This window comes from Pseudarthrobacter sp. HLT1-7 (assembly GCF_059383435.1).
Window position 1 is genome coordinate 97694 of sequence record NZ_JBWZCH010000002.1, and the last position, 24130, is coordinate 121823.

Annotated in this window: 18 protein-coding genes and 2 tRNA genes; 14 read left to right on the forward strand and 6 right to left on the reverse strand. The window is 67.1% G+C overall.

What is annotated here, in order from left to right; all coding sequences use genetic code 11:
• Positions 1 to 54: 54 nt before the first annotated feature.
• A complete protein-coding gene (locus tag AC50X6_RS02595; RefSeq protein ID WP_494964762.1) occupies positions 55 to 1035 on the reverse strand; it encodes a DNA-3-methyladenine glycosylase family protein in 981 nt (326 codons plus the stop codon).
• A gap of 172 nt (positions 1036 to 1207) precedes the next feature.
• On the opposite strand from AC50X6_RS02595, the gene AC50X6_RS02600 reads away from it, so the two are divergent.
• The 6 genes from AC50X6_RS02600 to AC50X6_RS02625 all read left to right on the forward strand — a co-directional run bounded on the left by AC50X6_RS02600 (position 1208) and on the right by AC50X6_RS02625 (position 8188).
• On the forward strand, positions 1208 to 1648 hold the full coding sequence (locus AC50X6_RS02600; RefSeq protein WP_494964763.1) for a VOC family protein: 441 nt from the start codon (positions 1208 to 1210) through the stop codon (positions 1646 to 1648).
• A 60-nt stretch (positions 1649 to 1708) separates the two neighbouring features.
• Complete coding sequence (locus AC50X6_RS02605; RefSeq protein ID WP_494964764.1) at positions 1709 to 3094, forward strand: cystathionine beta-synthase; 1386 nt, start codon at positions 1709 to 1711, stop codon at positions 3092 to 3094.
• A 58-nt stretch (positions 3095 to 3152) separates the two neighbouring features.
• Positions 3153 to 4403, forward strand: a complete 1251-nt coding sequence (locus tag AC50X6_RS02610; protein ID WP_494964765.1) for a cystathionine gamma-synthase — start codon at positions 3153 to 3155, stop codon at positions 4401 to 4403.
• Between the two features lie 6 nt (positions 4404 to 4409).
• The gene (locus AC50X6_RS02615; RefSeq protein ID WP_494964766.1) at positions 4410 to 5687 is read left to right on the forward strand and encodes a glycosyltransferase 87 family protein; all 1278 of its coding nucleotides are present in this window, start codon (positions 4410 to 4412) and stop codon (positions 5685 to 5687) included.
• Between the two features lie 261 nt (positions 5688 to 5948).
• Positions 5949 to 7394, forward strand: a complete 1446-nt coding sequence (locus tag AC50X6_RS02620; RefSeq protein ID WP_494964767.1) for a glycosyltransferase 87 family protein — start codon at positions 5949 to 5951, stop codon at positions 7392 to 7394.
• The gene (locus AC50X6_RS02625; RefSeq protein ID WP_494964768.1) at positions 7391 to 8188 is read left to right on the forward strand and encodes an SDR family oxidoreductase; all 798 of its coding nucleotides are present in this window, start codon (positions 7391 to 7393) and stop codon (positions 8186 to 8188) included. Before AC50X6_RS02620 ends, AC50X6_RS02625 begins: the two co-directional genes overlap by 4 nt.
• A gap of 54 nt (positions 8189 to 8242) precedes the next feature.
• Here AC50X6_RS02625 and AC50X6_RS02630 read toward each other — a convergent pair whose 3' ends face one another.
• Genes AC50X6_RS02630 through AC50X6_RS02640 form a run of 3 tightly spaced genes read right to left on the reverse strand, consistent with a single transcriptional unit; the run spans position 8243 to position 11666 of the window.
• On the reverse strand, positions 8243 to 9769 hold the full coding sequence (locus tag AC50X6_RS02630) for an APC family permease (RefSeq protein ID WP_494964769.1): 1527 nt from the start codon (positions 9767 to 9769) through the stop codon (positions 8243 to 8245).
• Positions 9766 to 10983, reverse strand: a complete 1218-nt coding sequence (locus tag AC50X6_RS02635; RefSeq protein WP_494964770.1) for a glutathionylspermidine synthase family protein — start codon at positions 10981 to 10983, stop codon at positions 9766 to 9768. The genes AC50X6_RS02630 and AC50X6_RS02635 overlap by 4 nt, the downstream gene beginning before the upstream one ends.
• 2 nt (positions 10984 to 10985) lie before the next feature.
• Complete coding sequence (locus tag AC50X6_RS02640; protein WP_494964771.1) at positions 10986 to 11666, reverse strand: Tat pathway signal protein; 681 nt, start codon at positions 11664 to 11666, stop codon at positions 10986 to 10988.
• A gap of 148 nt (positions 11667 to 11814) precedes the next feature.
• On the opposite strand from AC50X6_RS02640, the gene AC50X6_RS02645 reads away from it, so the two are divergent.
• From AC50X6_RS02645 to AC50X6_RS02665, 5 genes are all read left to right on the forward strand, one after another.
• On the forward strand, positions 11815 to 12468 hold the full coding sequence (locus AC50X6_RS02645; protein WP_494964772.1) for an MOSC domain-containing protein: 654 nt from the start codon (positions 11815 to 11817) through the stop codon (positions 12466 to 12468).
• 535 nt (positions 12469 to 13003) lie between these two features.
• The gene (locus AC50X6_RS02650; RefSeq protein ID WP_494964773.1) at positions 13004 to 15235 is read left to right on the forward strand and encodes a DEAD/DEAH box helicase; all 2232 of its coding nucleotides are present in this window, start codon (positions 13004 to 13006) and stop codon (positions 15233 to 15235) included.
• A gap of 243 nt (positions 15236 to 15478) precedes the next feature.
• Positions 15479 to 15550: transfer RNA gene (locus AC50X6_RS02655), tRNA-Thr, on the forward strand.
• 63 nt (positions 15551 to 15613) lie between these two features.
• Positions 15614 to 15690, forward strand: a tRNA-Met gene (locus tag AC50X6_RS02660).
• A 143-nt stretch (positions 15691 to 15833) separates the two neighbouring features.
• The gene (locus AC50X6_RS02665; protein ID WP_494964774.1) at positions 15834 to 16496 is read left to right on the forward strand and encodes an SDR family oxidoreductase; all 663 of its coding nucleotides are present in this window, start codon (positions 15834 to 15836) and stop codon (positions 16494 to 16496) included.
• A 458-nt stretch (positions 16497 to 16954) separates the two neighbouring features.
• On the opposite strand, the gene AC50X6_RS02670 is transcribed toward AC50X6_RS02665, so the two are convergent.
• Entirely contained in the window at positions 16955 to 19483 is a 2529-nt protein-coding gene (locus tag AC50X6_RS02670; protein ID WP_494964775.1) for an FG-GAP-like repeat-containing protein, read from the reverse strand.
• Positions 19484 to 19700: 217 nt separating this feature from the next.
• On the opposite strand from AC50X6_RS02670, the gene AC50X6_RS02675 reads away from it, so the two are divergent.
• The gene (locus tag AC50X6_RS02675) at positions 19701 to 19907 is read left to right on the forward strand and encodes a hypothetical protein (RefSeq protein WP_494964776.1); all 207 of its coding nucleotides are present in this window, start codon (positions 19701 to 19703) and stop codon (positions 19905 to 19907) included.
• A gap of 174 nt (positions 19908 to 20081) precedes the next feature.
• Here the strand turns inward: AC50X6_RS02675 and AC50X6_RS02680 are convergent, their stop codons facing one another.
• Positions 20082 to 21248, reverse strand: coding sequence for an ROK family protein (locus AC50X6_RS02680; RefSeq protein WP_494964777.1), 1167 nt, complete (start codon positions 21246 to 21248; stop codon positions 20082 to 20084).
• A gap of 109 nt (positions 21249 to 21357) precedes the next feature.
• On the opposite strand from AC50X6_RS02680, the gene AC50X6_RS02685 reads away from it, so the two are divergent.
• Together AC50X6_RS02685 and AC50X6_RS02690 are read left to right on the forward strand one after the other, a co-directional pair.
• Positions 21358 to 23064, forward strand: coding sequence for a glycoside hydrolase family 13 protein (locus AC50X6_RS02685; RefSeq protein ID WP_494964778.1), 1707 nt, complete (start codon positions 21358 to 21360; stop codon positions 23062 to 23064).
• On the forward strand, positions 23061 to 24047 hold the full coding sequence (locus tag AC50X6_RS02690; protein WP_494964779.1) for an aldo/keto reductase: 987 nt from the start codon (positions 23061 to 23063) through the stop codon (positions 24045 to 24047). The genes AC50X6_RS02685 and AC50X6_RS02690 overlap by 4 nt, the downstream gene beginning before the upstream one ends.
• Positions 24048 to 24130: the final 83 nt, after the last annotated feature.

Genomic DNA, 24130 nt, shown 5'->3' on the forward strand with positions numbered 1-24130 from the left:
TGGCTCCGGATGGGCCGTAGGTGACCCCGCGTTGCTTTAGGTGGGCGGGAGGTGCTAGTGGGCGCGGTGGTCCTGGATGGTCATGCGGGGGCCGAAGGTCGGTTTGCGGAATCCGCTGAGGCCGATCATCCGGACCACGCGCTGCCGGTGCCCGGCCCACGGGGCGAGCAGGCGCAGCATCCCGGCATCGTCGGTCCGGCGGCCTGTCAGCGCCGCACCCACATACGCCGCCAGATGGTAGTCGCCCACCGAGACCGAGTCCGGGCAGCCGTGCGTGCGCTGCACCACCTCGGCCGCGGTCCAGGCACCGATGCCGGGAAGGGTCTGCAGCTTCGCGGAGGCCTCCGCGGCCGGGAGCGAGGCGAGCCGTTCCAGCGCGACGGCGGAGCGCAGCGCGCGCATGACGGTCGCGGAGCGCTGGGGCCCCACGCCGGCCTGGTGCCATTCCCAGGACGGGATGCGCAGCCACTGCTCGTGAGTGGGCTGGACCAGCAGGTTGGCGGGGGCGATGGTGCCGGAGCCGGGGGCGGGCTTTCCGAAGCGGTGCATCAGGTAGCGGTAGCCGCGCCGGGCCTCGATCACGGTGACCTTCTGCTCCAGGATGGCGGGCACCAGCGAGTCGATCATGCGGCCGGTGGCGGGCAGCCGCACAGCGGGGTTCCGGCGCCGGGCCGCAACGACCATCCGGGGGAGCGTGGCGTGGAACGCGGGTGCGTCAAAGCCGGACCAGTCATCGTCGCAGCCCAGCAGCCGCGGCACGGAATCGACGGCGTCGGCGGAGCCCGGGCCCCAGGCCTGCACGTCCACGGCAGGGCCTGCGTGCGGACCGGCAGTGGTCAGCCGGAGTGTGGCCGGACCCGACGGCGTCGTGAACGCCAGCCAGAGGCCGTCCGGCCCGGTGCGGATGGACGGATCACCGTGCCCCCGCAGGAGTGTGCCGACCGTCCGGGGCAAATCGAAGGGACCGCCCGGGTGCCATCGCAGCGAAGAGTCAGCCGCCGCGGCCAAGCCGGCGGGGACGTCTGCAATAGTCATCAGACCATGATTCCACGAAGGCCTGACGGGGCCCGTATCGGCAGGCACCAGCATGGGCCGCAGGGCCCTTAAACTGCAGGGCCCTTAAACTGCCGCGTCGCCGGGAGTAGACTCCGGCTGTGGCGCGGACCGCCCGCGCCCTGCCTTGCAGGCCGATCTTTTGGAACATCAGGTGAGCGCAGTGGCCCCAGGAGTAGTACATTTCGAGATCCCCGCCGACGACGAAACCCGTGCGGGGAAGTTCTACAGCGAAGCGTTCGGCTGGGAAGTCAGTCCCATGCCGGAGATAAATTACGCCATGATGATGACCACACCCACCGACGAGACCGGCATGCCGGCAGAGGCAGGCTCGATCAACGGCGGAATGTTCGTCAGGGAAGGCGAGCTGAGATCACCCGTCATCGTAGTGGATGTGCCGGACATCGACGAGGCACTGGAGAAAATCGGAATCCTCGGCGGGAGCACTGTCCAGGCCAAGAAGGCCGTGATGGACATGGGCTTCGCGGCCTACTTCCGGGACCCGGAAGGCAACATTCTCGGCCTTTGGCAGAACGCGGCGGCGGCGGACGGCCCGGCGGACGGGCTGGCGGACAGGAACGACATCGGAGCTTGAGCGCCCCCGGTTCCGGCGCCGCGGCGGCCCCCGGCGGGCGGAGACGGTAACTTTGTACGTATGAAGTACGCCCAGTCCGTTCTGGACCTCATCGGCAATACGCCGCTCGTCAAACTTAACCACGTCACCGACGGCACCGGGGCCACGGTCCTGGTGAAGCTCGAATACCTGAACCCCGGCGGTTCCATCAAGGACCGCATCGCGGTGAAGATGATCGAGGAGGCCGAACGCAGCGGCAGACTCCTGCCCGGCGGCACCATCGTTGAACCCACCTCCGGCAACACCGGCGTCGGGCTGGCCCTCGTGGCCCAGCAGAAGGGCTACCGCTGTATCTTCGTGGTGCCGGACAAGGTCGGCGAGGACAAACGGTCCGTGCTCCGGGCCTACGGCGCCGAGGTGGTGGTGACCCCCACCGCCGTCGCCCCGGACAGCCCGCAGAGCTATTACGGCGTCTCCGACCGGCTGGTCGCGGAGATCCCCGGTGCGTACAAGCCGGACCAGTTCTCCAACCCCGCCGCCCCGGCCAGCCACTACGAATCCACCGGCCCGGAGATCTGGCGCGACACCGACGGCCGCATCACGCACTGCGTGATCAGCGCAGGCACCGGCGGCACCATCACCGGCACCGGACGGTACCTCAAGGAGGTTTCCGCGGGGCGTCCAGCGGCCGACGGCGGCGTGGTCAGGATCATCGGCGTCGACCCGGCAGGCTCGGTCTACTCAGGCGGCACCGGGCGGCCGTATTTCGTCGAAGGCGTCGGCGAGGACATGTGGCCCGCCAACTACGACAAGTCCGTCCCGGACTCCGTCATCGCCGTCAGCGACGCCGACTCCTTCGAGATGACCCGCCGGCTTGCCCGCGAAGAGGGTCTGCTGGTGGGCGGCTCCTCCGGCATGGCCGTCGTGGCCGCACTGCAGGTCGCCAAAGACCTCCCGGAAGACGCCGTCGTCGTGGTCATCCTGCCGGACTCCGGCCGCGGCTACCTGGCGAAGATCTTCAACGACCAGTGGATGCGCTCGTACGGCTTCCTTGCCAGCGGTGACGACGCCTCCGTGGGCGAGGTGCTCAAGGCCAAGACCGGCGAACTGCCGGACCTCGTGCATATCCATCCCAACGAGAGCGTCCGCGACGTCATCACCATCATGAACGAGTACGGCGTCTCGCATATCCCCGTGCTGTCCCAGGAGCCCCCCGTGGTGATGGGCGAGGTGCTGGGCGCCGTCGACGAACGCACCCTGACCGCCAAGCTCTTCCGCGGCGAGGCGCAACTCACGGACAAGATTTCCGAGCACATGGAGGCCCGGCTGCCCGTGATCGGCTCGCTCGAATCGATCTCGACGGCCCGCGAACTCCTCTCCGACACCGACACCCTGATGGTGACGTTCGTCGGCGCCCCGGTGGGGATCCTGACCCGCCACGATCTGCTCGCCTACCTCAGCAACTGACCCGGCCACAGGGCATGCCGCCGCGGCATGTTCCGGCCGCCGGACGAAAGGACCGCACATGTCTTTGCCAGAAAGCCCTTCCTCGAGAACTTCCGGCTTCAACACCCGTGCCGTGCATGCCGGCCAGGCCTTCGAGCCGCGCACCGGCGCCGTGGTGCCGCCCGTGCACTTCTCTACCACCTACGCCCAGGAAGCGATCGGAGTGCTGCGCGCCGGCTACGAATACGGCCGCGGCACCAACCCCACCCGTGACTCGCTGCAGGAACAGCTTGCGGCGCTGGAGGGCGGCTCCGCCGCGTTCTCCTTCAGCTCCGGGCTCGCCGCCGAGGACTCGATGATCCGGGCCCTGACCCGTCCGGGCGACCACATCGTGCTCGGCAACGACGCGTACGGCGGCACCTACCGGCTGATCAGCCGGGTCCTGGGGGAGTGGGGCATCGGCAATACCCCGGTGGACATGTCCAATCTTGACGCCGTCGCGGCGGCCGTCGCGACCGGCGGCGCGGGCGGGGGCGCGGCCGGCGGCGCGGCCGGATCAGGCGCCGGCAAGACCCGGCTCGTGTGGGTGGAGACGCCGTCGAACCCGATGATGAAAATTACCGACATCGAGGCCCTCGCCAAGCTGGCGCACGACGCCGGCGCCCTCCTGGTGGTGGACAACACCTTCGCCTCGCCGTACCTGCAGAACCCGCTGGCCCTCGGCGCCGACGTCGTGGTGCACTCGACGACCAAGTACATCGGCGGGCACTCCGACGTCGTCGGCGGAGCGATCATCGTCAACGATGCAGGGCTGGCCGAGAAGATCGGCTTCGTCCAGTTCGCTGTCGGCGCGGTGTCCGGGCCGATGGACGCGTTCCTGACCACCCGCGGACTCAAGACCCTGGGTGTCCGGATGGACCGGCACAGCGACAACGCCCAGGCCGTGGCCGAGTGGCTGCTGCAGCGCCCCGAGGTCGAAGCCGTGCTGTATCCGGGGCTGCCCTCGCACCCGGGCCACGAGCTGGCCAAAAAGCAGATGAAGAAGTTCGGCGGGATGATCTCGGTACAGTTCAAGGGCGGCGAGGCGGCGGCACGAAAGGTGGCCGAATCGACCTCCGTGTTTACCCTCGCGGAGTCCCTCGGCGGGATCGAATCCCTGATGAACTACCCCTCGGAAATGACGCACGCCTCGGTCAAGGGCACCGAACTGGCCGTACCGGTCAACCTGATCCGGCTCTCCTGCGGCATCGAGGACGTCGAGGACCTCATCGCTGACCTCGAGCACGCGTTCTCGCAGATTGAATCTGCCACCGGCGAGTCAGGCAGCTAAGCACCCGTGACAACAACCACCAGGGCCATGACCTCCACCGCCCGCGGCTGGCTTGCGACGGCGGCCGGCGCGCTCGCCGTCGTCGCCGCCCTGGTGGTGCTGTACACCGCTTACATCCCGCTGCTGAACGACTTCGAGGTCTACTTCTACGGCGGCAGCCGGGTGCTTGCGACCGGCGAGACCGGCGTCAACGAACTGTACGCGCCGCGCGACGGCCTCCCCTTCACCTACCCGCCGTTCGCCGCGTTGCTGTTCGCCGCGCTCGCAACCCTGGGGCAGGGCGCCGCCGGCCTGGTGTTTATTACGACGGCGCTGCTGGGCGCTGCGATCGTGTCCGCCTGGCTGGCGCGGCACTACTTCCGGCTGGGCACCTGGCGGAACGCCTTCGCGGACTGGCGCTTCCGCTCCGCGGCCCTCACCGGAACCGCCGCGATCCTGCTGCTGGGACCCTGGCGGGATACCTTTGACTTCGGCCAGATCAACATCATCCTGATGGGCCTGATCCTGGCCGACTTCGCGCTCCACACGAAGGTGCGGGCGGGGCGGCTCCGCTGGCCCGCGGGGCTCCTGATCGGGATCGCGGCCGGCATCAAGCTCACCCCGCTCGCCTTCGGACTGTATTTCCTGGTCCGCCGCGACTTTAAGGCCCTCGGCTGGATGGCCGCAGGCTTCTGCGGCTCCATCGCCCTTGCGTGGGCCCTGCTGCCCACGGCCTCGCTGACATTCTGGACCAGGATACTGCCGGACACCGGGCGGATCGGCGGCCCGGCCTATATGGACAACCTCTCCGTTAAGGGCCTCCTGCTGCACCTGGGCATGCCCGACTCCGGCCTGACGTCCGTGCTGTGGCTGGTGATCTCCCTGGTCCTCATTGCTGTGGCGGCGCTCGTGATCAAGTGGGCGGTGGACGCCGGCGAGAACTTCGTCGCCGTGTCCGCGACCGCCCTGCTGATGCTGCTGATCAGTCCCGTGTCCTGGTCCCACCACTGGGTGTGGATGGCCGTGGCCCTGCCATCGCTGGGCTTCGCAATTCGCCGGGTATCGTCCCGGGACGGGAAAATGCGGCTGACCGGCTGGGTGATCGTGGCGTTCAGCGCGGCCTCGTTCTACCTGACGCCCAAGTACCTCGCGGTCATGGCCGGGGCGGACGAGTGGGGCAAGGACCCGCAGACGCAGTGGCAGCTCATCGTGGCAAGCCTGGGCGTGGTGTGCGGCATCGCCATGCTGGTTTACTGGGCCCTTGCCTACCGGCCGTCCCGTGTAGGACTGCGCCCGGGAGCGTAGCGCCACCGCTTTCCCTTTCGTAACGCCGCGGGCCCGGCCGGGTCTTCCCGGCTACCGCCGCCGTCATCCGGGGCTACCGCCGCAACGATTCAGGCACGAAGGAACCGGTTCCGGCCTGGTGCTTCTGTAGGATGGGCTTCGAGGATGGCGCCCGGAGCCCTGGGGCACCTGGTGCCGATGGGCCCCGGCGGACGCGTTGGCCCCGCTGGACCCGGACCAGACGGCCATCCTCGAATCAGCAGTCAATATTGGGGGATACACATGCCACTGCTCGACGCCGTAGACAAACCCGCCGCGACTACGGAGCCCGGGGACGATGCCCGGCCCGGGCGGTCCTTAGTCCCCGCGGTCAGACGGCGGATCGCCGGATACGGGCTGCTGCGGCTTTCCACAGCCCTTGCGGTGGGGGCCGCGGCGTTCCTGGTCTGGACCTGGCTCGCGGGCTGGGCCGCGCAGGGTCTCGATTTCAGCGTCTATTGGTACGGCGGCAAGATCCTCAATGACGCCGGGGCGGCGCCGTCGGACCTCTACGGGCCGTCCGTCGCCTGGGCCGGCGGGCCCGGCCTGCCATTCACCTACCCGCCCTTCGCCGCGACGATCTTCGGCCTCTTCGCAAGGCTGCCCCAGCACACCGCGCTCACACTGTTCAACAGCGCAGGCGTCGTCGTCGCAGTCTGGGTGGCGGGCCGCACGGTCCGCCACTGGAACGCAAAGACAGACTGGCGCAGTACCTTCCGCTCCCCGGCCAGCCGCTGGGCCGCCGTCATCCTGGCCCTGGCCGTCCTTAACCTGGGACCGTGGCGCGAAACCCTGGCTTTTGGCCAGATCAACATCCTGCTTATGGGCCTGATGGCGGCGGACCTCCTGGTGCGGAATCCGCGCTGGAGCAAGGGAATCCCCGGCAGCGGGTTCCTGGTGGGCGTCGCGGCCGGTATTAAGCTGACGCCGCTGGTGTTCGGACTCTATTTCCTGGTGCGCAAGGACTGGCGCGGCCTGCTGAACATGGGCATGGGCTTTGCCTCCACCGTGCTGATCGGCTGGCTGCTGCGTCCGGCCGAATCCCTGCAGTTCTGGCTCGAAATCCTGCCCGACACCTCCCGGATAGGCGGCGCCGGCTACGTCGACAACTTGTCCCTCAAGGGTGCGCTGCTGCACTTCGGCGTTCCGGAAACTTCGGTCACGGTTCCGTGGCTGCTGCTGAGCCTGCTGGTGGTGGGGACGGCAGCCGTGATCATCAGGACGGCCAGTCTCCAGGGCTCCCGCGTCGTGGCCATCTCGACGACGGCCCTCACCATGCTGCTGATCAGCCCGGTATCGTGGTCCCATCACTGGGTCTGGATGGCGGCCGTCCTTCCGGCGTTCGCCTGGACTTTGCGCGAAACCCCGCATCGCTCCCGCGGAACCCGCTGGCTCATGGGCGGGGTGCTGGGTGTCTCCACGCTGGTGTTCCTCTTCTCGCCGAAGACTATCGGCGAGGCCCTGGGCGCGGAGAACCTTGACATCCAGTCTCCCGGGCTTTGGATCATGGCGTCGAGTGCCGGGGTCTTCTGCGCCTTGGCCATCATGGTGTGCTGGCTGGTGGTCCTGCGCCGGGCTCTTCCGTTGGCGGCGGCTGACCTCCGCGGGCGCTGGGTGCGCCCTGGTGCTGAACCGGCCGGCGTCCAGGCGCCTGCCGCGGGCACACCCCCGGTGGGCTGGTCAGCTTGAGCCTTCCTTCTTCCCGGCCCCCGGTGCCTCCGGCCCAGCCCCCGGCCCAGCGCAAGACGGCACTCGTAACCGGCGTGGGCCGGCAGGCGGGAATAGGCGCCGGGATCGCGCGGCGGCTCGCGGCCGACGGCTGGGACCTCGTGCTGACGTACTGGCAGGACTACGACGCCCGGATGCCCTGGGGCGTCCGGCCGGACGACGTCGGACGCCTCACCTTGGAACTCCAGGCCACCGGTGCCGCCGTCGTGGCTCTGCCGGCAGATTTCGAGAACCCTACGGCCGTGGACCGGTTGATGGCCGCGGCCGCGGAGAAGGCCGGGACCCTGCAGGCCCTCGTGCTCAGCCACACCGAATCCGTGGACTCCGGCATCCTGGACACGTCGCTGGAAAGCTTCGAACGGCACTTCGCCGTCAACACCCGCGCCAGCTGGCAGCTGATCGCGGCCTTCGCCCGGCAGGCACCGGCGGAGGGCGGCGCGATTGTGGCCCTCACGAGCGACCACACCGCCTTCAACGTGCCCTATGGTGCGTCTAAGGGCGCGCTTGACCGGATCGTTTTTGCGGCGGCCCGGGAGCTGGGCCCGCTGGGGATCAGCGCCAACGCGCTCAACCCCGGCCCGGTGGACACGGGCTGGATGGACCGGCAGTTGCGCGAAGACCTGGCCCGGCGCCAGCCCGGCGGCCGGCTCGGCACACCCTCGGACGTGGCTGGGACCGTGGCGTTTCTGCTCTCCCCGGCAGGCCGCTGGGTGTCCGGCCAGCTGGTCAAAGCGGACGGCGGCTTCTCGGCCTGAGCCGGGTCTGCCGTAGCCCTCCAGAGGCATGGCGGGTCCGCCCAGTTCGGCGTGCTACACCGCGGCGCCTGCAGGCTTTCGCTCGACGAAGTAGCCCCGGGTGGAGGGGGCGAGGCGACACACTGCGGCCAGCACTGCGCCGAACGCAAGCAGCACGACGCCGCTGACGAAGGTCCCGCCGACGCCCAGGATGGTTGTGTCGCCATAGGCCGGATCCCACATCTGCACCGCGGAGATGCAGAAGGCAGCCGTCAGTGCCAGTGCGCCCAGGAACGGCAGGATCCCGCGGAACCAGAGGTTGCGGGGCGAACTGCGCAGGGTCCCGCGGAAGTACCAGACGCAGGCGAACCCGGTCATTGCATAGTAGAAGGCGATGAACAGGCTGATGGAGCTGATGGAGTCGGAGAGCAGGTTCTCACTGACGAGGCTCATCAGCACGTAGTAGCCGATGGCGGCGGCGCCCATCACCTGGGTGGAGAACCCGGGGGTCTGGTGGCGCGGGTGGACCGCGCCGAACTTCGCGGGCAGCGCCCCGTGCACGCCCATCGACAGGGTGCCGCGGGCCGTGGGGAGGATGGTGGTCTGCGTGGAGGACAGCACCGAGGCCAGGACCGCGACGACGATCAGCCAGCCCCAGGGCCCGAGAACTACGTCCTTCATGGCCAGGAAGATGTCGCCCTTGTTGGCGTCGTTGCCCAGGCCGATCCCTTCCGTGCCGACGGTGGCGTACATCATCACCAGGAGGGCCACGGAAACGTAGATCGCCACCAGCACAAACGCGGAGATGACGGCGCCCCGGCCTGGTGTGGTGGCCGGGTTCTCTGTCTCTTCGTTCACGGCGAGGCAGGTGTCCCAGCCCCAGTAGATGAAGAGCGCCAGCAGCACGCCATGGACGACGGCGCCCGGATCGGCGAAGGCGCCCACCGGATTGAACCACTCAAAGTCGAAAGCCTGGCCGTTGATGGCCCCGGCAGGTGTCCCGCCGACAATCTGGACGACAATCGCGACGGCGAAGATACCCAGCGAGACGTATTGCACGTAGGTCAGGACCCGCTGGACATGCTCACCGAGGCGGATGCCCCGGTAGTTCACCACGGTCATAAAAGCTATGAACAGCACCCCCGTAGCAGTTACCACGACTCTGTTCCCGGCCAGCGAGCCGTCCCCGACCAGCAGCCACAGGTACTGCCCGGCGACCTGGGCAAGGTTGGCCAGCACCACGACGCCGGCCAACGCCACCCCCCAGCCGCCCAGCCAGCCGGCCCAGGGGCCGAAGGCACGGCGGGCCCAGATGAAGGTGGTCCCGCAGTCCGGCATGGCGCTGTTCAGCTCGCGGAAAGCATAGGCGATGAAAAGCACCGGCACGAAGCCCAAGAGCAGGATCAGGGGCGTGTAGTTTCCGTTCACGGCCACGATCAGGCCCAGGGTGGCGGCGAGCGAGTAGACCGGGGCGGTGGACGCAAGGCCCAGCATCACCGAGTCGCCGAGATCCAGTACTCCGGCGCGTAGCCCTTTGGCAGGGATGGCAGGCTGCCCGCCGGGGCCGCCGGGGCCGCCGGCCGTCGTCGTCCTGGTGCTCATAGTGTGATGCCTGCCTTGCTGGAGTGGACGGTCGAGGGAGGGGGGAGCGGGGCCCGGGAATCAATGGTGTTCGGCACAAAGCGGCAGAAGTAGTCGGTGATCGGGCCATCGGATTCGCGGATGCCGCAGCCGACGGATTCGCCGTCGACCACCCAGAGCCCCAGGACCGGATGGTTGCCATCGAAATCCGGCAGGGCGTGGAACTGCTGGTAGCACCAGCCTTCGCGGCCGTAGCCGCCGGGCTGTTCGAGGTTGATGCCGGTGGCGTGGATCTTAATGTTGTCCCCTTCGCGGCCGTGCAGCGGCTTGGCCACCCACTCGGTGAGAGGGCCGGGGCCGTCCAGATAGGCCGGCAGCAGGTTGGGGTGGTCCGGGTAGAGGTGCCACAGGGCTGCGAGCAGTGCCTTGTTGGAGAGGAGCATTTTCCAGGCGGGCTCCACCCAGCGCGGGTTGTGGGCACGCTGGAGCAGGCGGTGGCCGAACGGCTCTTTCATCATCAGCTCCCAGGGATAAAGCTTGAACATGGTGCTGATGATGAAGTTGTCCAGGTCCACGAAGCGGTTGAGGTTCGGGTCCCAGCCGACGTCGGACATGTTGATTCCGATGGTTGTCCAGCCGCCCTGGCCTGCGACGTCCCGCATGTACGCAGCCGTCATCCAGTCCTCGCCGGATTGCTCCGCTTCGGAATGGGCAATATGGAGGGTGCTCATGCCGGTCCTGTACTGCAGTTTCTTCCACTGCCGGATCAGGGCTTCGTGGATGCCGTTCCACTGGTCCTTTCCGGGGAAGACATCCTGCAGCCAGAACCACTGCGCCACCGAGGCCTCGATGAGCCCCGTGGGGGTGTCCGCGTTGTACTCCAGCATCTTGGCCGGGCCGCCCTGGCCGTCGTAGATAAAGTCGAAGCGTCCGTAGACATCCGTGTCACCGGCCTGCAGCGACTCAGCGGCGAGCTCCAGTGCCTGCTGCCCGATTCCGATCGTGCCCATGGCGCCGCTCGCGAGGAACTTTGCCGCTTCCAGGGACATCAGGTGCATTTCCTCCGCGGTCTCTTCGAGTGCCTCCACCTCGTCCATGGTGAACTCGTAGTAGGCGCCTTCGTGCCAGTACTCGACGGTGCTGCCGTCCGGCCGGACAGTGGTGGAGAAGACCAGGCCCTGCTCTTCTATCCGCTGCTTCCAGTCCGGCCTGGGCTCCGAATTAAGTCGTTTCATGCCTAGCCTCCCGTGCTTCCGCCCTTGGAGCTGGATCCGAAGCCACCCCGGCTCACGGTGCCGCCCTTGGGGCTATACCCCGTCGAGGCCTTCGCTCCTGCCGGGACGGTCCTGGTGTAGCTGGGGTAGCTGGCCCGGTTCTGTCCCAGCCCCGGTACGTTCGCGCCGCGGGAGTAGAAGTACCAGGCGTAGACGCCGGAACCGCGTCCCTCGGTGCTGCTGTTGTTGCACTGGGAGTCATCAACGCGCTCGCCGGTGCCATCGTCGAAGCACACCTGAGCGTAGTCGGCGTCTTCCTCGTTGCTGGCCACCATCGCGGTGATGGTGCCGGCCAGCAGCGCCGTCACGCCAAGCGCGACCACCACCGTGCGCCGCTGCAAGCGTTTCTTCCGGTCGGGAGCTGACGCCTGTTGCCGCGCATGTTCACGGCTGGATGGGCCAACGAGGGGGATCGGCTGGGCAGGACCGGCCGGAGCCGGGGCGCCCGGGGGCACGGACATATCCGGCTGGCCCAGCAGCTCGGGCCGAAGGGCCGGCCGGGGCACCTGCCAGGGCGGCTGTTGACCTTCAATGCTCCGGGGCCTTGAAGTGAAGTCCTCCCGGGCAGTTCCCCACGCCGGCGGCGCTTCATCCGTTCCTGCATGGTCCGGCTTCGGTTCCTCCGGATTCTCCTGCTTGTCCATGCTGTCCCCTGCATTCCCCTGGCTTGCGGCCGTAGTGCCGGTGCCAGCCTAACCGCCATCCGTTTCGCCTGCCAGCGAATAGCGGGGCGGCTCTCCGCGTACCGGCCGCAGCGCCCGGCCCCGGGGGACGCAGGCCTACACTGGAGCCATGGACACCGCATCTGTGCTTGCCGTCTGCCGCGTACACCAGTTGCTGAAAGACCCGGGCTCTGTGGGCGTCACGGCCATCGACAAGCGTCCTGTCGACGGACCTGTGCGGGTGCACAGGCTGGGCCTGCACGGCGACATCCAGGCCAGCAGGATCCACCACGGCGGCGAAGACCAGGCCCTCTACGCCTACTCCCAGGACGACGCCGACTACTGGGCCGCGGAACTGCACCGCGAGCTTCCGCCGGGCGTCTTCGGTGAGAACCTCCGGGTCGCGGGCATAGACGCCAGCGAGGCAATCATCGGGGAGCGCTGGAAGATCGGGCTGGATGTTGAGGTCGAGGTGACCTCGCCCCGCATACCCTGCGCCACGTTCCAGCGGCGGATGGGTGTGCCGCACTGGGTGAAGCGGTTCGGCGAAGCCGGCCGGGTGGGCGCCTACCTCCGGGTGATCCGGACGGGCTCCATCCAGACCGGGGACCATATCCATCGGATCTTTGTCCCCACCCACGGGGTCACCATCGGTAAATGGTTCAGCGATCCCACGGTCGAGGACATGGAGGCGCTGCGGGACGCCGACGCCGACGGCGAGATCCGCCTCCAGCCCGAGTACCAGGAATATTTTGAGAAGCTGCAGCGCCGGCTCGGGGTCTAGCGGGCATCTGCTGTAGTTCGTCGGTGCCCGGGCGCGGTGATGCGTTCGGGCTCAGGGACATGCCCCGCGCCGGGGCCAGCGGGCGGACATAGTGTCAATATGCCCAGTACCGGGTGCGAAGAATGGGCATGTCCCGCGCGGAACAGGGCGGGACGGCCCGTGTGCGCAAGCTCACCGCCGTCGTAAGCTGTTTGGGTTACCTTGCGCGCATCAATGCCCTACACTTGGAGTATCCCCCACTCCGGAAATCCCTTATTCCTGCCCAATTCTTGAGGCAGGACTGGCAAGTGTTGGGGCCCGCAAATTGTGATGCGGGCATTTTCATAGGGAGAGCCGGCTAAAGAAAACGCTGTACAGACTGCTGGGATAGCAGCCAAGAGATGCAGCGGGAAGTCCTGCCACGGGATTGCGAAAGCGCCGGACTTCTATGTGACCGGCCGGTCAAAGTATGCCCGGCACTTCCGGTCACGCGTACTGCGGCTCCGCTCACCTCGGGTTGTGCCGCTTGGCCCCTATGGATGAGGAAATTTCACCTATGCCCGAAAATCAGAACAACTCCGCCGATACCGAACTCGCTACCGAGAACAGCCACGTCGACGTCGAGACTTCTGAAACGGCTGCACCCGCAGCCGGCTCCGCCCCGGAATTCACCGAGGCTCCTGCCAACGTTGAGGCTCCGGCTGTTGCCGAAGCCTCCGCGCAGGCCGAAACCACGTCCGCTGAGTCCGCCAAACAGGCTGAGTCCGCCAAGCAAGTTGACACCGCGACGCAGGCTGCGCCGGTCAAGGAGGCTGACTCCGCGACGCAGGCTGCGCCGGCCAAGGACCAAGAGCCCGAAGATGACGGTGTCAAGTTCGTTGACCTCGGCATCGACGCCCGTGTTCTTGCCGCCCTGCAGGATGTCGGCTACGAGAAGCCGTCCCCGATCCAGGCAGCAACCATTCCGCTGCTGCTCGAAGGCCGCGACGTCGTGGGCCTGGCCCAGACCGGTACCGGTAAGACTGCAGCATTCGCAGTACCGGCGCTGTCCCGCCTGGCCGAGCTCCACGACCTCAACGGCCCGTCCCGCAAGACCCAGGCCCTGGTGCTCGCACCGACCCGCGAGCTCGCGCTTCAGGTCGCCGAGGCCTTCACGTCCTACGCCAAGCACATCGACGACTTCACCGTCCTCCCGGTGTACGGCGGCTCGGCCTACGGCCCGCAGCTCGCCGGACTCCGCCGCGGCGCCCAGGTTGTTGTCGGTACCCCCGGGCGAGTGATCGACCACATCGCCAAGGGTTCCCTTGACCTGTCCGAACTCCAGTACCTGGTGCTGGATGAGGCTGACGAGATGCTGCGCATGGGCTTCGCCGAAGACGTAGAGCAGATCTTCCAGCAGACCCCCGAGGGCCGCCAGGTTGCACTGTTCTCCGCCACCATGCCGAGCCAGATCCGCCGGCTGTCCAAGCAGTACCTGAACAACCCGGCCGAGGTGCAGGTCAAGTCCAAAACCACCACCGGCGCCAACACCCGCCAGCGCTACCTGCAGGTCATGGGCCCGCACAAGCTCGACGCACTGACCCGCATCCTCGAGGTCGAAGAGTTCGAGGGCGTCATCGCTTTCGTGCGGACCAAGATGGCCACCGAGGATCTGGCCGACAAGCTGCGCTCCCGCGGCTTCCAGGCTGCCGCCATCAACGGCGACATCCCGCAGCAGCAGCGCGAGCGCACGGTCGAGGCGCTGCGCGACGGAAAGATCGACATCCTGGTCGCTACCGACGTCGCGGCCCGCGGCCTTGACGTTGAGCGCGTCAGCCACGTGGTCAACTACGACATTCCGCACGACACCGAGTCCTACGTCCACCGCATCGGCCGCACCGGCCGTGCAGGCCGGTCCGGTGACGCGATCCTGTTCATGACGCCGCGGGAGAAGTACCTGCTGCGCTCCATTGAGAAGGCGACCCGCCAGCCGGTGGAGCAGATGCACCTGCCCACCGCGGAATCGGTCAATACGCTGCGCCTGGGCAAGTTCGCCGAAAAGATCACCGAGACACTTGCGTCCGAGGATGTAGCGGCGTTCCGCGACCTCATCTCCTCCTACGAGGAAGAGCATAACGTCCCGGCCTCGGAGATCGCTGCTGCACTGGCCGTCATGGCCCAGGGCGGTCAGCCGCTCCTGGTCAAGGAACTGCCTGCGGCTCCGGAATTCCAGAAGCGCGAGCGGGCCAAGGACGGCTTCGGCTCACGCGGGCCCACCCGCTCGCTGACCGAGGGCAACGCCACCTACCGGATCGCCGTCGGACGCCGTCAGCGCGTTATGCCGGGTTCCATCGTTGGCGCCATTGCCAACGAAGGCGGAATTTCCTCGGCCCAGATCGGCGGCATCGACATCCGTGCGGACCACTCCCTCGTGGAGCTCCCTGCGGACCTGAGCGCCGACCAGCTGAAGGCTCTGTCCCGCACCCGGATCGGCGGCGAGCTGATCCACCTCGAGCTGGACAACGGCCGTTCGCCCGCAAGCGACCGGGGCGGCTACCAGGGCGGCAGCCGCGGCGGCGACCGCGGCGGGTTCTCCGGCGGCAGCGACCGTGGTGGATACTCGGGCGGCGGCGGCAACTTCAAGGGCAACGGTGGCTTCAAGCGCGAGTTCCGCAAGCCCGACGGCGAGCGGTCCTCCGCCGACCGCGGCGGACGCTCGTTCAGCGACCGTGCCGAGCGCGGCGTTGGTACCGACGCGGCCCGCAAGCCCCGCACCGAAGGCGGCTTCAAGCCCCGCAATAAATGGTAACCACCGCTGCTAGGCACTGAATCACCCTGAGATCGGGCCGGCTCCTGAGCCGGCCCGATCTTGTGTGAGTTCCTTTGGTCACATCCGTGGCCCAGGGGCTTCCTGCAGGGCCCCGGCCGGGCATCGGCCTGCGCCTTTTGGACACCCCGGAAGCCCGGATTTCCGCCGGATTCGTGGCCTTCGTAAGCCCTCCCGGCGCCGATTTGTTGGGAGCGGAATCTTCCGGTAAAGTATTTACTCGTTGCCCCCCTAGCTCAGTGGTAGAGCGCGTTCTTGGTAAGAACGAGGTCACCGGATCGATTCCGGTGGGGGGCTCTGAATGAGGGCCTGTGTCAAGGCGGTTTTTTGACCGGCTTCGCACGGGTTTTCCTCATTTGTGGCGGTGTAGCTCAGTTGGTTAGAGCGCACGACTCATAATCGTGAGGTCGGGAGATCGAGCCTCCCCACCGCTACCAGATAAGACCCCGCAGGCCAGCCTGCGGGGTTCTTTTGTTTTACCCCGTTTACCCTGTCACTTGGAGTGCCTCCGGCCGCCCGAAAGCAACCAAAAGTGATAGCGCAACGGGCGCGGGCCGAGGTTTTGGGACAGAATGGTGTCATGACTCGAATCGCAATCATCGGCGGCCACGGCAAAGTGGCTCTGGAACTCTCCCGCATCCTCGCAGCAGAAGGGCAGGACGTCACGTCCTTTGTCCGCAATCCGGACCACCAGTCCGACGTCGCCGCCACCGGCGCCACGCCGGCCCTGCTCGACGTTGAACATTCGACGACGGCGGAGATCGCCGAGGCGCTGCGGAACCACGACGCCGTCGTGTGGTCCGCCGGTGCCGGCGGCGGTGGCAGCCCGGAGCGGACCTACGCGGTGGACCGTGACGCCGCCGTCCGTTCGATGGACGCTGCGGCCGAGGCCGGCGTCGGACGCTACATCATGGTCTCCTACCTCGGGGCCGGGCCGGACCACGGGGTCCCCAAGGATGACAGCTTCTACGCCTACGCCGAGGCCAAGGCGGCCGCGGACTCCTACCTGCGCGGCACCGCCCTGAACTGGACCATCCTAGGCCCCGGAGCGCTCACCGACGGGCCTGGCAACGGACTGATCGATGTTGACCCCGCCGACGCGGCAGAGGCCCAGGGAACGGCACGGGACAACGTGGCCCTCGTTGCCGCAGCCGTGCTTGGTCTCCCCTCGCTCGCCGGCCGAACCATCGAGTTCCGGGACGGCACTTTGCCGCTCGCCGGTGCCCTGGCGGCGCTGGGATAGGGCATGTCTGATGTGCCGCTGATGCGCGAAGTCCTCATTCGCAGGTAGTGCGGAATGCGCGGCCTGAAAACGCTGGCACCGGCCGGCGTGGGGCCGTTCTCGGCGGGGGAAAGGCTCATTGTGATCGCCTGCGCGCTGCTACTGGCCACGCTCGCACAGCGGTCGGCTATTGCGGCGCTGAAGAGTGACGAGCTAGTGAACCAGGCGAGACCTGGCGGTCGCTGCGCAGTAAATTGCCCTCGACGCTAGCCGCCAGGAAGTCGTGGGGGTCCGCAACGAGCCCGATATGGACCCCGAGGTGGCAGGCAGGGTGCTCCGGCAGCTGGACCTGCGCACCATAATTATTCCGGATGAGCCCGCCCGTGTGATGACGGAGGGAAGGCAGGAAAGGGCCGGTTGTAGACGGACCGGCCCTTTCCTGTCTTCTGCTTGGGCGCCTTGAAGATCAGCTCTCCTGCCTACGACACCGAAGCGGCGAAGGTACGGGCGATATAACCCTCGTTCGGCTGCATGCCGGTCCCCGAGTAGGCCCAGAGCGAACCGTTCGGTTGCCGGGCAACCAGGTCGGGGAAACCGTCGGCGTTCAGCTTTCCGGCTCCCAGGACCGTGTCAAAAACGTTCCAGCCTGTTCCGATCCTGCGTGGGGTGGTGAGATTTCCTCTGCCGTCCCCCGGGTACATCCAGAGCATGCCATCAAACGTCCTGGCGATAATGTCGTTCTTGCCGTCCGCGTTGAAGTCCCCGGTCCCGGACAGCTGGTCAAAAGCTTCCCAGCCGTAGTCGCCGATCTTCACGGCCCCGGTGTAGCCTACGTTGCTGCCGCTGACGGTGCCCGTGCCACTGTAAAGCCAGAGGGAGCCGTCAGCCCGCCTTGCCAGCAGGTCATTCTTGCCATCCCCATTGAAATCTCCGGTTCCCGTCAGAGCGGTGAAGACATCCCAGCCGTAGTCTCCGATTCGCTTCGGGGCCGAGAAACCTGAGCTCGTGGCGTCCACGCGCCCGGTGCCGGGGTACAGCCAGAGGGAGCCGTCGGGCTTGCGGGCCAACAGGTCATTCTTGCCGTCACCGGTGAAGTCACGGATGCCGATCAAGGAGTTGAAGGCCTCCCAGCCGTAGTCGCCAATCTTGCGTGCCGTTCCGTAGGCGCCGTGTCCGTTGCCAGGGTAAAACCAGAGGCTTCCGTCCGGCTTGCGCGCCAGCAGATCCGCGATCTTGTCTCCGTTTAGGTCTTCAGCGGCCGTCAGGGAGTCGAAGGCCTCCCAGCCGAAGTCGCCGATTTTCCGGGCACCAGTGTAGCCCTGGTCCCTCATAGCGGTCCCGGCAAAGAAGAAGACGCTGCCGTCGGCCTGGCTTGCCACAAAGTCAGCGGTACGGTCCCCGTTGGCGTCGCCGGTGCCCATGATGGTGGTATAGATGCCCCAGCCCGTTCCAATCTGCTGGGGACTGACGAGCTTCGCCGGACCGGAGTTCGAGTACAGCCAGAGAGAGCCGTCAGGACGCCGTGCGGCGAGGTCATTGGTTCCGTCGCCGTTGAAATCCTGAATCGGGATCAGCTGGTCGAAGACTTCCCAGCCGTAGTCGATATTGCGGGGTGTCCCCGGGCGGCCCGTGCCCATGCCCGGGTACAGCATCAGTACACCGTCAGGGCGACGGGCCAAGATGTCCGGCTTGCCGTCGCCGTCAAAGTCACGGACGCCCAGCAGCACGTCGAAGGCGTCCCATCCGTAGTCGCCGATTTTCACCCCGCTGAGATATCCCTCGCTGGCGCTGGAAATCCGGCCGGTGCCGGCATAGAACCAGAGGGAGCCATCGAACCTCCTGGCCACCAGGTCGTTCCTGCCGTCACCGTTGAAGTCGCCCGTGCCGAGGATACTGGTGAAGACTTCCCAGCCGGTCCCAATTCGTTGGCCCGTCCGGGACTTGCCGGTGCCGTCGCCCGGGTAGAGCCAGAGTTCGCCGTTGGCCTTGCGCTGAATGAGGTCTGCGATTCCGTCGCCGTTGAAATCGCCGGGGGCGACCAGAACCGGCTTGGCCGGCGGCAATGCATCAATCGTGATGCCTGCAGCCGAATTCGAGATCCAGTCGATGGTGACCTTGGTCCCTGCGTGGGTCTTGAAAGTCTGTCCGGGCTGCCATGCCTGGTTATAGCTGAAGTAGCCGTTGAACGTGGTGGTGCTGGGCTGCAGGGCGATGGAACCCGCGCCGTAAGCTTGGACGACTTTGACTCCGCGGTTGCCGCCGACGGCCGTTGCCGCATCGTTGCCCACCGGAAGACGAAGTTCGAGATAGTATGTCTCTCCGCTGACGGGATCCGCGAACCTGATGGCGCGGTTGTCGTCCGCGCTTCCCCAGGCCTTCAACTGATAGGAGTTCTTCCCGGCTACCTTCCCCAGGTTCCTAACCTCGTTGCCTGAGCCGAATCCGCCAAACTCATAAATGGGGGAGCTCACCACCGGCTGGCTAGGCTGTGAAACACCCATCAGGTCAAGATTGTCCTTGTATTCTTCGGTGCTGCACGAACCGTTGGCGAATGACCCGTCTGCGTTGCTGGCCGTGTCCACGGCTCCGTTTGTGCAGCGAAGCCTGTTCGCGTGCATCAGCCCCAGGACGTGCCCGAATTCGTGGGTCAGGACGCTCCTGGTCAGCGTCGCCGGGAGCGGCATAAGGACGCGTCCGCTGGTTCCGTTGTAGCTCCAGCCCGCCCCGTACGCCCCGTCCGAGAGTGTGGGTGCGGAAACGAACACCACGAGTGCCGTGTAGGCGCTGGGGACCCAGCCGATTTCTCCGGCGATGGTGTTCATCATCGAGGAATAGCTCTGGGTCGACGTCGCTCTGCTGGTCCTGTTTTCGACCTCGGTGACGCTCATCAGCAGTCTGCCGTTGGATATGGCGCTCCAATAGTCACTGCTGGTGTTGACTGCTGCCCGCGCGGCCGATTCTGAGATGGCCGCTTTCCTGTCCGCCAGCTGGACCATTACCAGCTTCACCTTGATATTGCCACCGCGAGCAAGGGAAAAAGCCTCGGTGGTTGCTTCGTGTGGGGCAGCCCCTTTTTCTCCGTGTGCCGACGTGCTCTCCACGGAGGAGCTGGACGAGGGGCGACTGCCCCCAATGACTTCAGTGAACAAGGGCTCCGGAGTTACCAAGGCCTGCGACTCTGCCGCTGCATGGGGAGCCGTGGTTGCCGGTTGAGAAGGTGCTGGTGTGGGCGAAGTTATGGCCTCGGGGGAGACAGCGGCCGTCGGCGTCGCCTTCGCCGTTGGCGTGGCCGATGCAGTCGTGGTGGGGGTCGACGCCGGATCAGCCAAGGCAGGCGAGAGCGTCACAGCGGTGAGCGAGGCAAGAGTAACAACAAACGCCGTCAGAAGCGCTGTCGTCTTCCGTATTGAATTCACTTTTTGTCTTTCATGAGTCCGCCGCCACACTGAAGCCTCAGCGTGGCGGCGGGGGGAGACCGGGAAGTGAGGTCAGTCTATGGAGGGTACGCCACCAGACTCGGCATGCTGCAGCAATCTTGCGGCTTAGGTAGCGAATCGTTGCCGAATCTTGAGCAAAGCCTGTGTCACCCTCAAAAAGTGCTGGCCCTTATCCGCGCAGCTCCAGCTCCAGGGCATTCGCCTCGACGTAGTCCAGGGCGTGCCGGATGGCGCCGACAGTGACAATCGCATCGCCCAGCGGGGAGACCGTCACGCGCGGCGGGGTTGCGGTGAAGCGGGGGAGCAGGGCGGTAATGCCGGGCAGCAGCACGCCCGCGGATTCCGCCACGGCGCCGCCGATCACCACCTGCTCGGGGTTGATGAAGCTCGCCACCGTGGCGATGACGCGCGCCATCCGCTCCGAGATCCGGTCCAGGATCGCCAGCGCCGCCGGGTCGCCGGCGGCGGCGTCCGCAAACACGCGCCGCGCACTCGCCGTGCCGCCGCCTGCCGCGGACCATTGCCGGGCCAGGCTCGCAATGCCGTCGCTCGAGCCCACACCCTCGACCATGTCCAGGTATCCCATTTCGCCGGCGGCGCCGCTGCGGCCATGCTGCAGCCGGCCGGACTCCAACACCCCGGCGCCCAGCCGTTCGCCGGCCAGAAGCACAACAAGGTCGTCCACCCCGGCGCCGGAACCCCGCCAGCGTTCGCCGAGTGCGGCGAGGTTCGCGTCGTTCTCCAGCAGTACCGTCCAGCCGTGCAACTCCTTCAGGGCGGCGCGGAGCCCGACGTCGAACAGGCTCCAAAAGTGCTGGGTCACCAGCACGTTGCCGTCGCGGTCCACCGGGGCCGCAATGCCTGCCCCGGCTGCGAGCACCTGACGGGCGTCGGTCCCGGCGGCTTCAAGGGCCTGCCGGCAGACCCGGTCCACGACGTCGATGCGCTCCGCGGCGGGGATGTCGGCGGCCCGGAAGCTCTCGCTGGACCGCCCGAGGACGCTGCCGCGCAGGTCCGCGACGGCCGCGGTGGTGGTCGCGGCGCCGATATCGATCCCGAGGACAAACCCGGCCCGGGAATTGAGCTCGAAGCGCCGGGCCGGGCGGCCCTTCCGCGGGTTGCCGGGCTGTTCCTCGTCCCGGGCCTCCAGCTCGCGGATCCAGCCCCGCCGGATGAGGTCCTCACAGACGGCGATGACCGAAGCGCGGGTGAGCCCGGTACGCGCCATTAGCCCGGTTCCGGTGGCCACGTCGGTGCTCCGGATGAAGCCCAGCACTGCCTGGGCATTCACCCGGCGCAGCAGCCGGGGTGTGGCGGCGCCCGCCTTCGGCTTCAAATCTTGACCTCTTCCGGATCCGGACCCATAATTGTTCAGGCAATATATTTAGCTTGTATCTAAAATACTAAAATAACAGAAACCGTTTCGAGCTCCGAAGGATCATCCCTTGCCCAATACCGCCACGCTGGCAACCCTGTCCGGTTCCGACCTCGCCGCCGACCCCAACTGGTGGCGCCAGGCGTCCGTCTACCAGATCTACCCGCGCAGCTTCGCCGATTCCAACGGTGACGGCCTCGGCGACATCAAGGGCATTACCGCGAAGGTCCCGTACCTGGTGGGCCTCGGGATCGACGCCGTCTGGCTGAGTCCGTTTTACCCCTCGGCTCTCGCCGACGGCGGCTACGACGTCGACGACTACCGCGACGTGGACCCCAAGCTCGGCACCCTGGATGACTTCGATGAGATGTCCGCCGCCCTCCACGCCGCCGGCATCAAGCTGATTGCGGACATCGTCCCGAACCATTCCTCCAACCGCCACATCTGGTTCCAGGAAGCCCTCGCATCCCCCCGCGGCTCCGACGCGCGTGAACGCTACATCTTCCGCGACGGCACGGGCGAAAACGGCGAGATCCCTCCCTCGGACTGGGAATCGGTCTTCGGCGGCCCGGCCTGGGAACGCATCACGGAACCCGACGGCACCCCCGGCCAGTGGTACATGCACATCTTCGCCAAGGAGCAGCCGGACCTGAACTGGTCCAACCGCGAAATCCGCGACGACTTCCTCAAAACCCTCCGCTTCTGGTCCGACCGCGGCGTGGACGGCTTCCGCGTCGACGTGGCACACGCGCTGACCAAGGACCTCACCGAACCGCTGCTGTCCAGGGTCGAGCTGAATCCCGCAGGCACTGGCGCTGACGGGCACGACGACGGCTCGCACCCGTTCTGGGACCGCGACGAGGTTCACGAGATCTACGTCGAGTGGCGCGAAGTCTTCAACGAGTACAACCCGCCGCGCACCGCCGTTGCCGAGGCCTGGGTCCACGCCAGCCGCCGCGGCCGCTACGCGAGCCCGCAGGGCCTGGGCCAGGCATTCAACTTCGACCTCCTGCAGGCCGACTTCGACGCCGAGGATTTCCACGAGATCATCACCCGGAACCTGGCCGAGGCCACGCAGTCCGGCGCGTCGTCCACCTGGGTCTTCTCCAACCACGACGTCGTCCGGCACGCCACCCGCTACGGCCTGCCCAAGGGCGGCGGCCGGCATGCCAAGGGCCAGGACGGCAAGGGCTGGCTGCTTGCCGGCGCCCCGGCGGAGGAGCTCGACGTCGAACTCGGCCTGCGCCGTGCCCGCGCCGCCACCCTGCTGATGCTGGCACTTCCCGGCTCGGCGTACCTGTACCAGGGTGAGGAGCTGGGGCTGCAGGAAGTCGCCGAGATCCCCGACGCGCAGCGGCAGGACCCCACCTTCTTCCGGAACAAGGGCGTCGAGATCGGCCGTGACGGTTGCCGCGTGCCACTGCCATGGACTCCCGAAGGCTCTTCGTTTGGCTTCGGCGACGGCGGCGCCCACCTGCCGCAGCCGGCCTGGTTCAGCCGCTACGCCGTTGCGGCCGAGGACGGGGTGGAGGGCTCCACCCTGGAGCTCTACCGCAAGGCACTCAAGCTGCGCCGTGAACTGCAGACCTCGGAGGAACTGGACTGGCTGGAATCCGGCAGCGACGACGTCCTGCACTTCAGCCGGCCGGGCGGCTGGCAGACGGTCACCAACTTCGGCGACATGCCGGTGGGGCTCCCCGCCGGCGAAGTGCTGGTCAGCAGCGGGCCGCTCGACGGGAAGCTGCTGCCGGGCAACACCACCGTCTGGCTGCGGTGAGTCCCTCGGCTTCCAGGACCGGGCCGCTGAGCAGCCGGCCCGGCCAGGAGCTGATCTACGGCTGCATGGGCCTCGGCGGCAGCTGGTCGGCGGAACCGTTCTCGTCCGCACAGGTGGACGAGGCGGCTGCCGCCGTCGACGCAGCCCTCGAAGCCGGCATCACCCTGTTCGACCATGCGGACATCTACCGCAGCGGCAAGGCCGAGGCGGTATTCGGCGAGGTCCTGGCGAACACCCCGGGCCTGCGCGACAAGATCCGGCTGCAGACCAAATGCGGCATCCGGCTCAATGAACAGGGGCTGGACACGCACTACGACCTGAGCCGGGACGCCATCCTGGCCCGGGTCAACGAAAGCCTGGCGCGGCTGCGCACGGATTATGTGGACGTGCTGCTGCTGCACCGCCCGGATCCGTTGATGGACCCTGCGGAGGTGGCCGCCGCCGTCGGGCAATTGATGGCGGAAGGCAAGGTGCGGGCCCTGGGCGTGTCCAATATGTCGGGTGTGCAGATCGACGCGCTGCAGGACCAGCTGGAGACCCGGGTGGTCGCCAATCAGCTGGAAATGAGCCTTTCAAAGCGGGCCTGGCTGGAAAGCGCTGTGCTGGTCAACCACGCCGACGCTACGGACTACAGCTTTCCGCACGGCACAGTGGAGCACTGCGTCCGCCACGGGATCACTTTGCAGGCCTACGGCACACTGGCCCGCGGGCTGTACACGGGGTCGCCGGCCGCGACGCCCAGCGACGCGGAGGAAGCCACCTCCGCTCTTGTCGCCGAACTGGCCGCGGAGAAGAACACAACCGGCGAGGCGGTCCTGCTGGGTTGGCTGATGAAGCACCCGGCCGGGATCGCTCCCGTGATCGGCACCGCCAACCCGGACCGCATCCGGGCCTGTGCCGGTGCCGCGGATGTCGCCGCAGCCATGACCCGGGCCGAGTGGTACCGGCTCTGGGTTACGGCGCGCGGCAGCAACATCCCGTAGCCGGACTCCGTCCTGCCCCACCCAAGTAGCTCACAGTTGGGGCGGGACGTGATTTTGGTCGTAATGGTCGCCCTGAGGACGGG

Excerpts from the sequence above, each read along its gene's own strand:
- AC50X6_RS02595 (WP_494964762.1), bottom strand. The coding sequence starts at position 1,035 with ATGACTATTGCAGACGTCCCCGCCGGCTTGGCCGCGGCGGCTGACTCT.
- AC50X6_RS02605 (WP_494964764.1), top strand. The coding sequence starts at position 1,709 with ATGAAGTACGCCCAGTCCGTTCTGGACCTCATCGGCAATACGCCGCTC.
- AC50X6_RS02610 (WP_494964765.1), top strand. The coding sequence starts at position 3,153 with ATGTCTTTGCCAGAAAGCCCTTCCTCGAGAACTTCCGGCTTCAACACC.
- AC50X6_RS02620 (WP_494964767.1), top strand. The coding sequence starts at position 5,949 with ATGCCACTGCTCGACGCCGTAGACAAACCCGCCGCGACTACGGAGCCC.
- AC50X6_RS02630 (WP_494964769.1), bottom strand. The coding sequence starts at position 9,769 with ATGAGCACCAGGACGACGACGGCCGGCGGCCCCGGCGGCCCCGGCGGG.
- AC50X6_RS02635 (WP_494964770.1), bottom strand. The coding sequence starts at position 10,983 with ATGAAACGACTTAATTCGGAGCCCAGGCCGGACTGGAAGCAGCGGATA.
- AC50X6_RS02640 (WP_494964771.1), bottom strand. The coding sequence starts at position 11,666 with ATGGACAAGCAGGAGAATCCGGAGGAACCGAAGCCGGACCATGCAGGA.
- AC50X6_RS02645 (WP_494964772.1), top strand. The coding sequence starts at position 11,815 with ATGGACACCGCATCTGTGCTTGCCGTCTGCCGCGTACACCAGTTGCTG.
- AC50X6_RS02650 (WP_494964773.1), top strand. The coding sequence starts at position 13,004 with ATGCCCGAAAATCAGAACAACTCCGCCGATACCGAACTCGCTACCGAG.
- AC50X6_RS02665 (WP_494964774.1), top strand. The coding sequence starts at position 15,834 with ATGACTCGAATCGCAATCATCGGCGGCCACGGCAAAGTGGCTCTGGAA.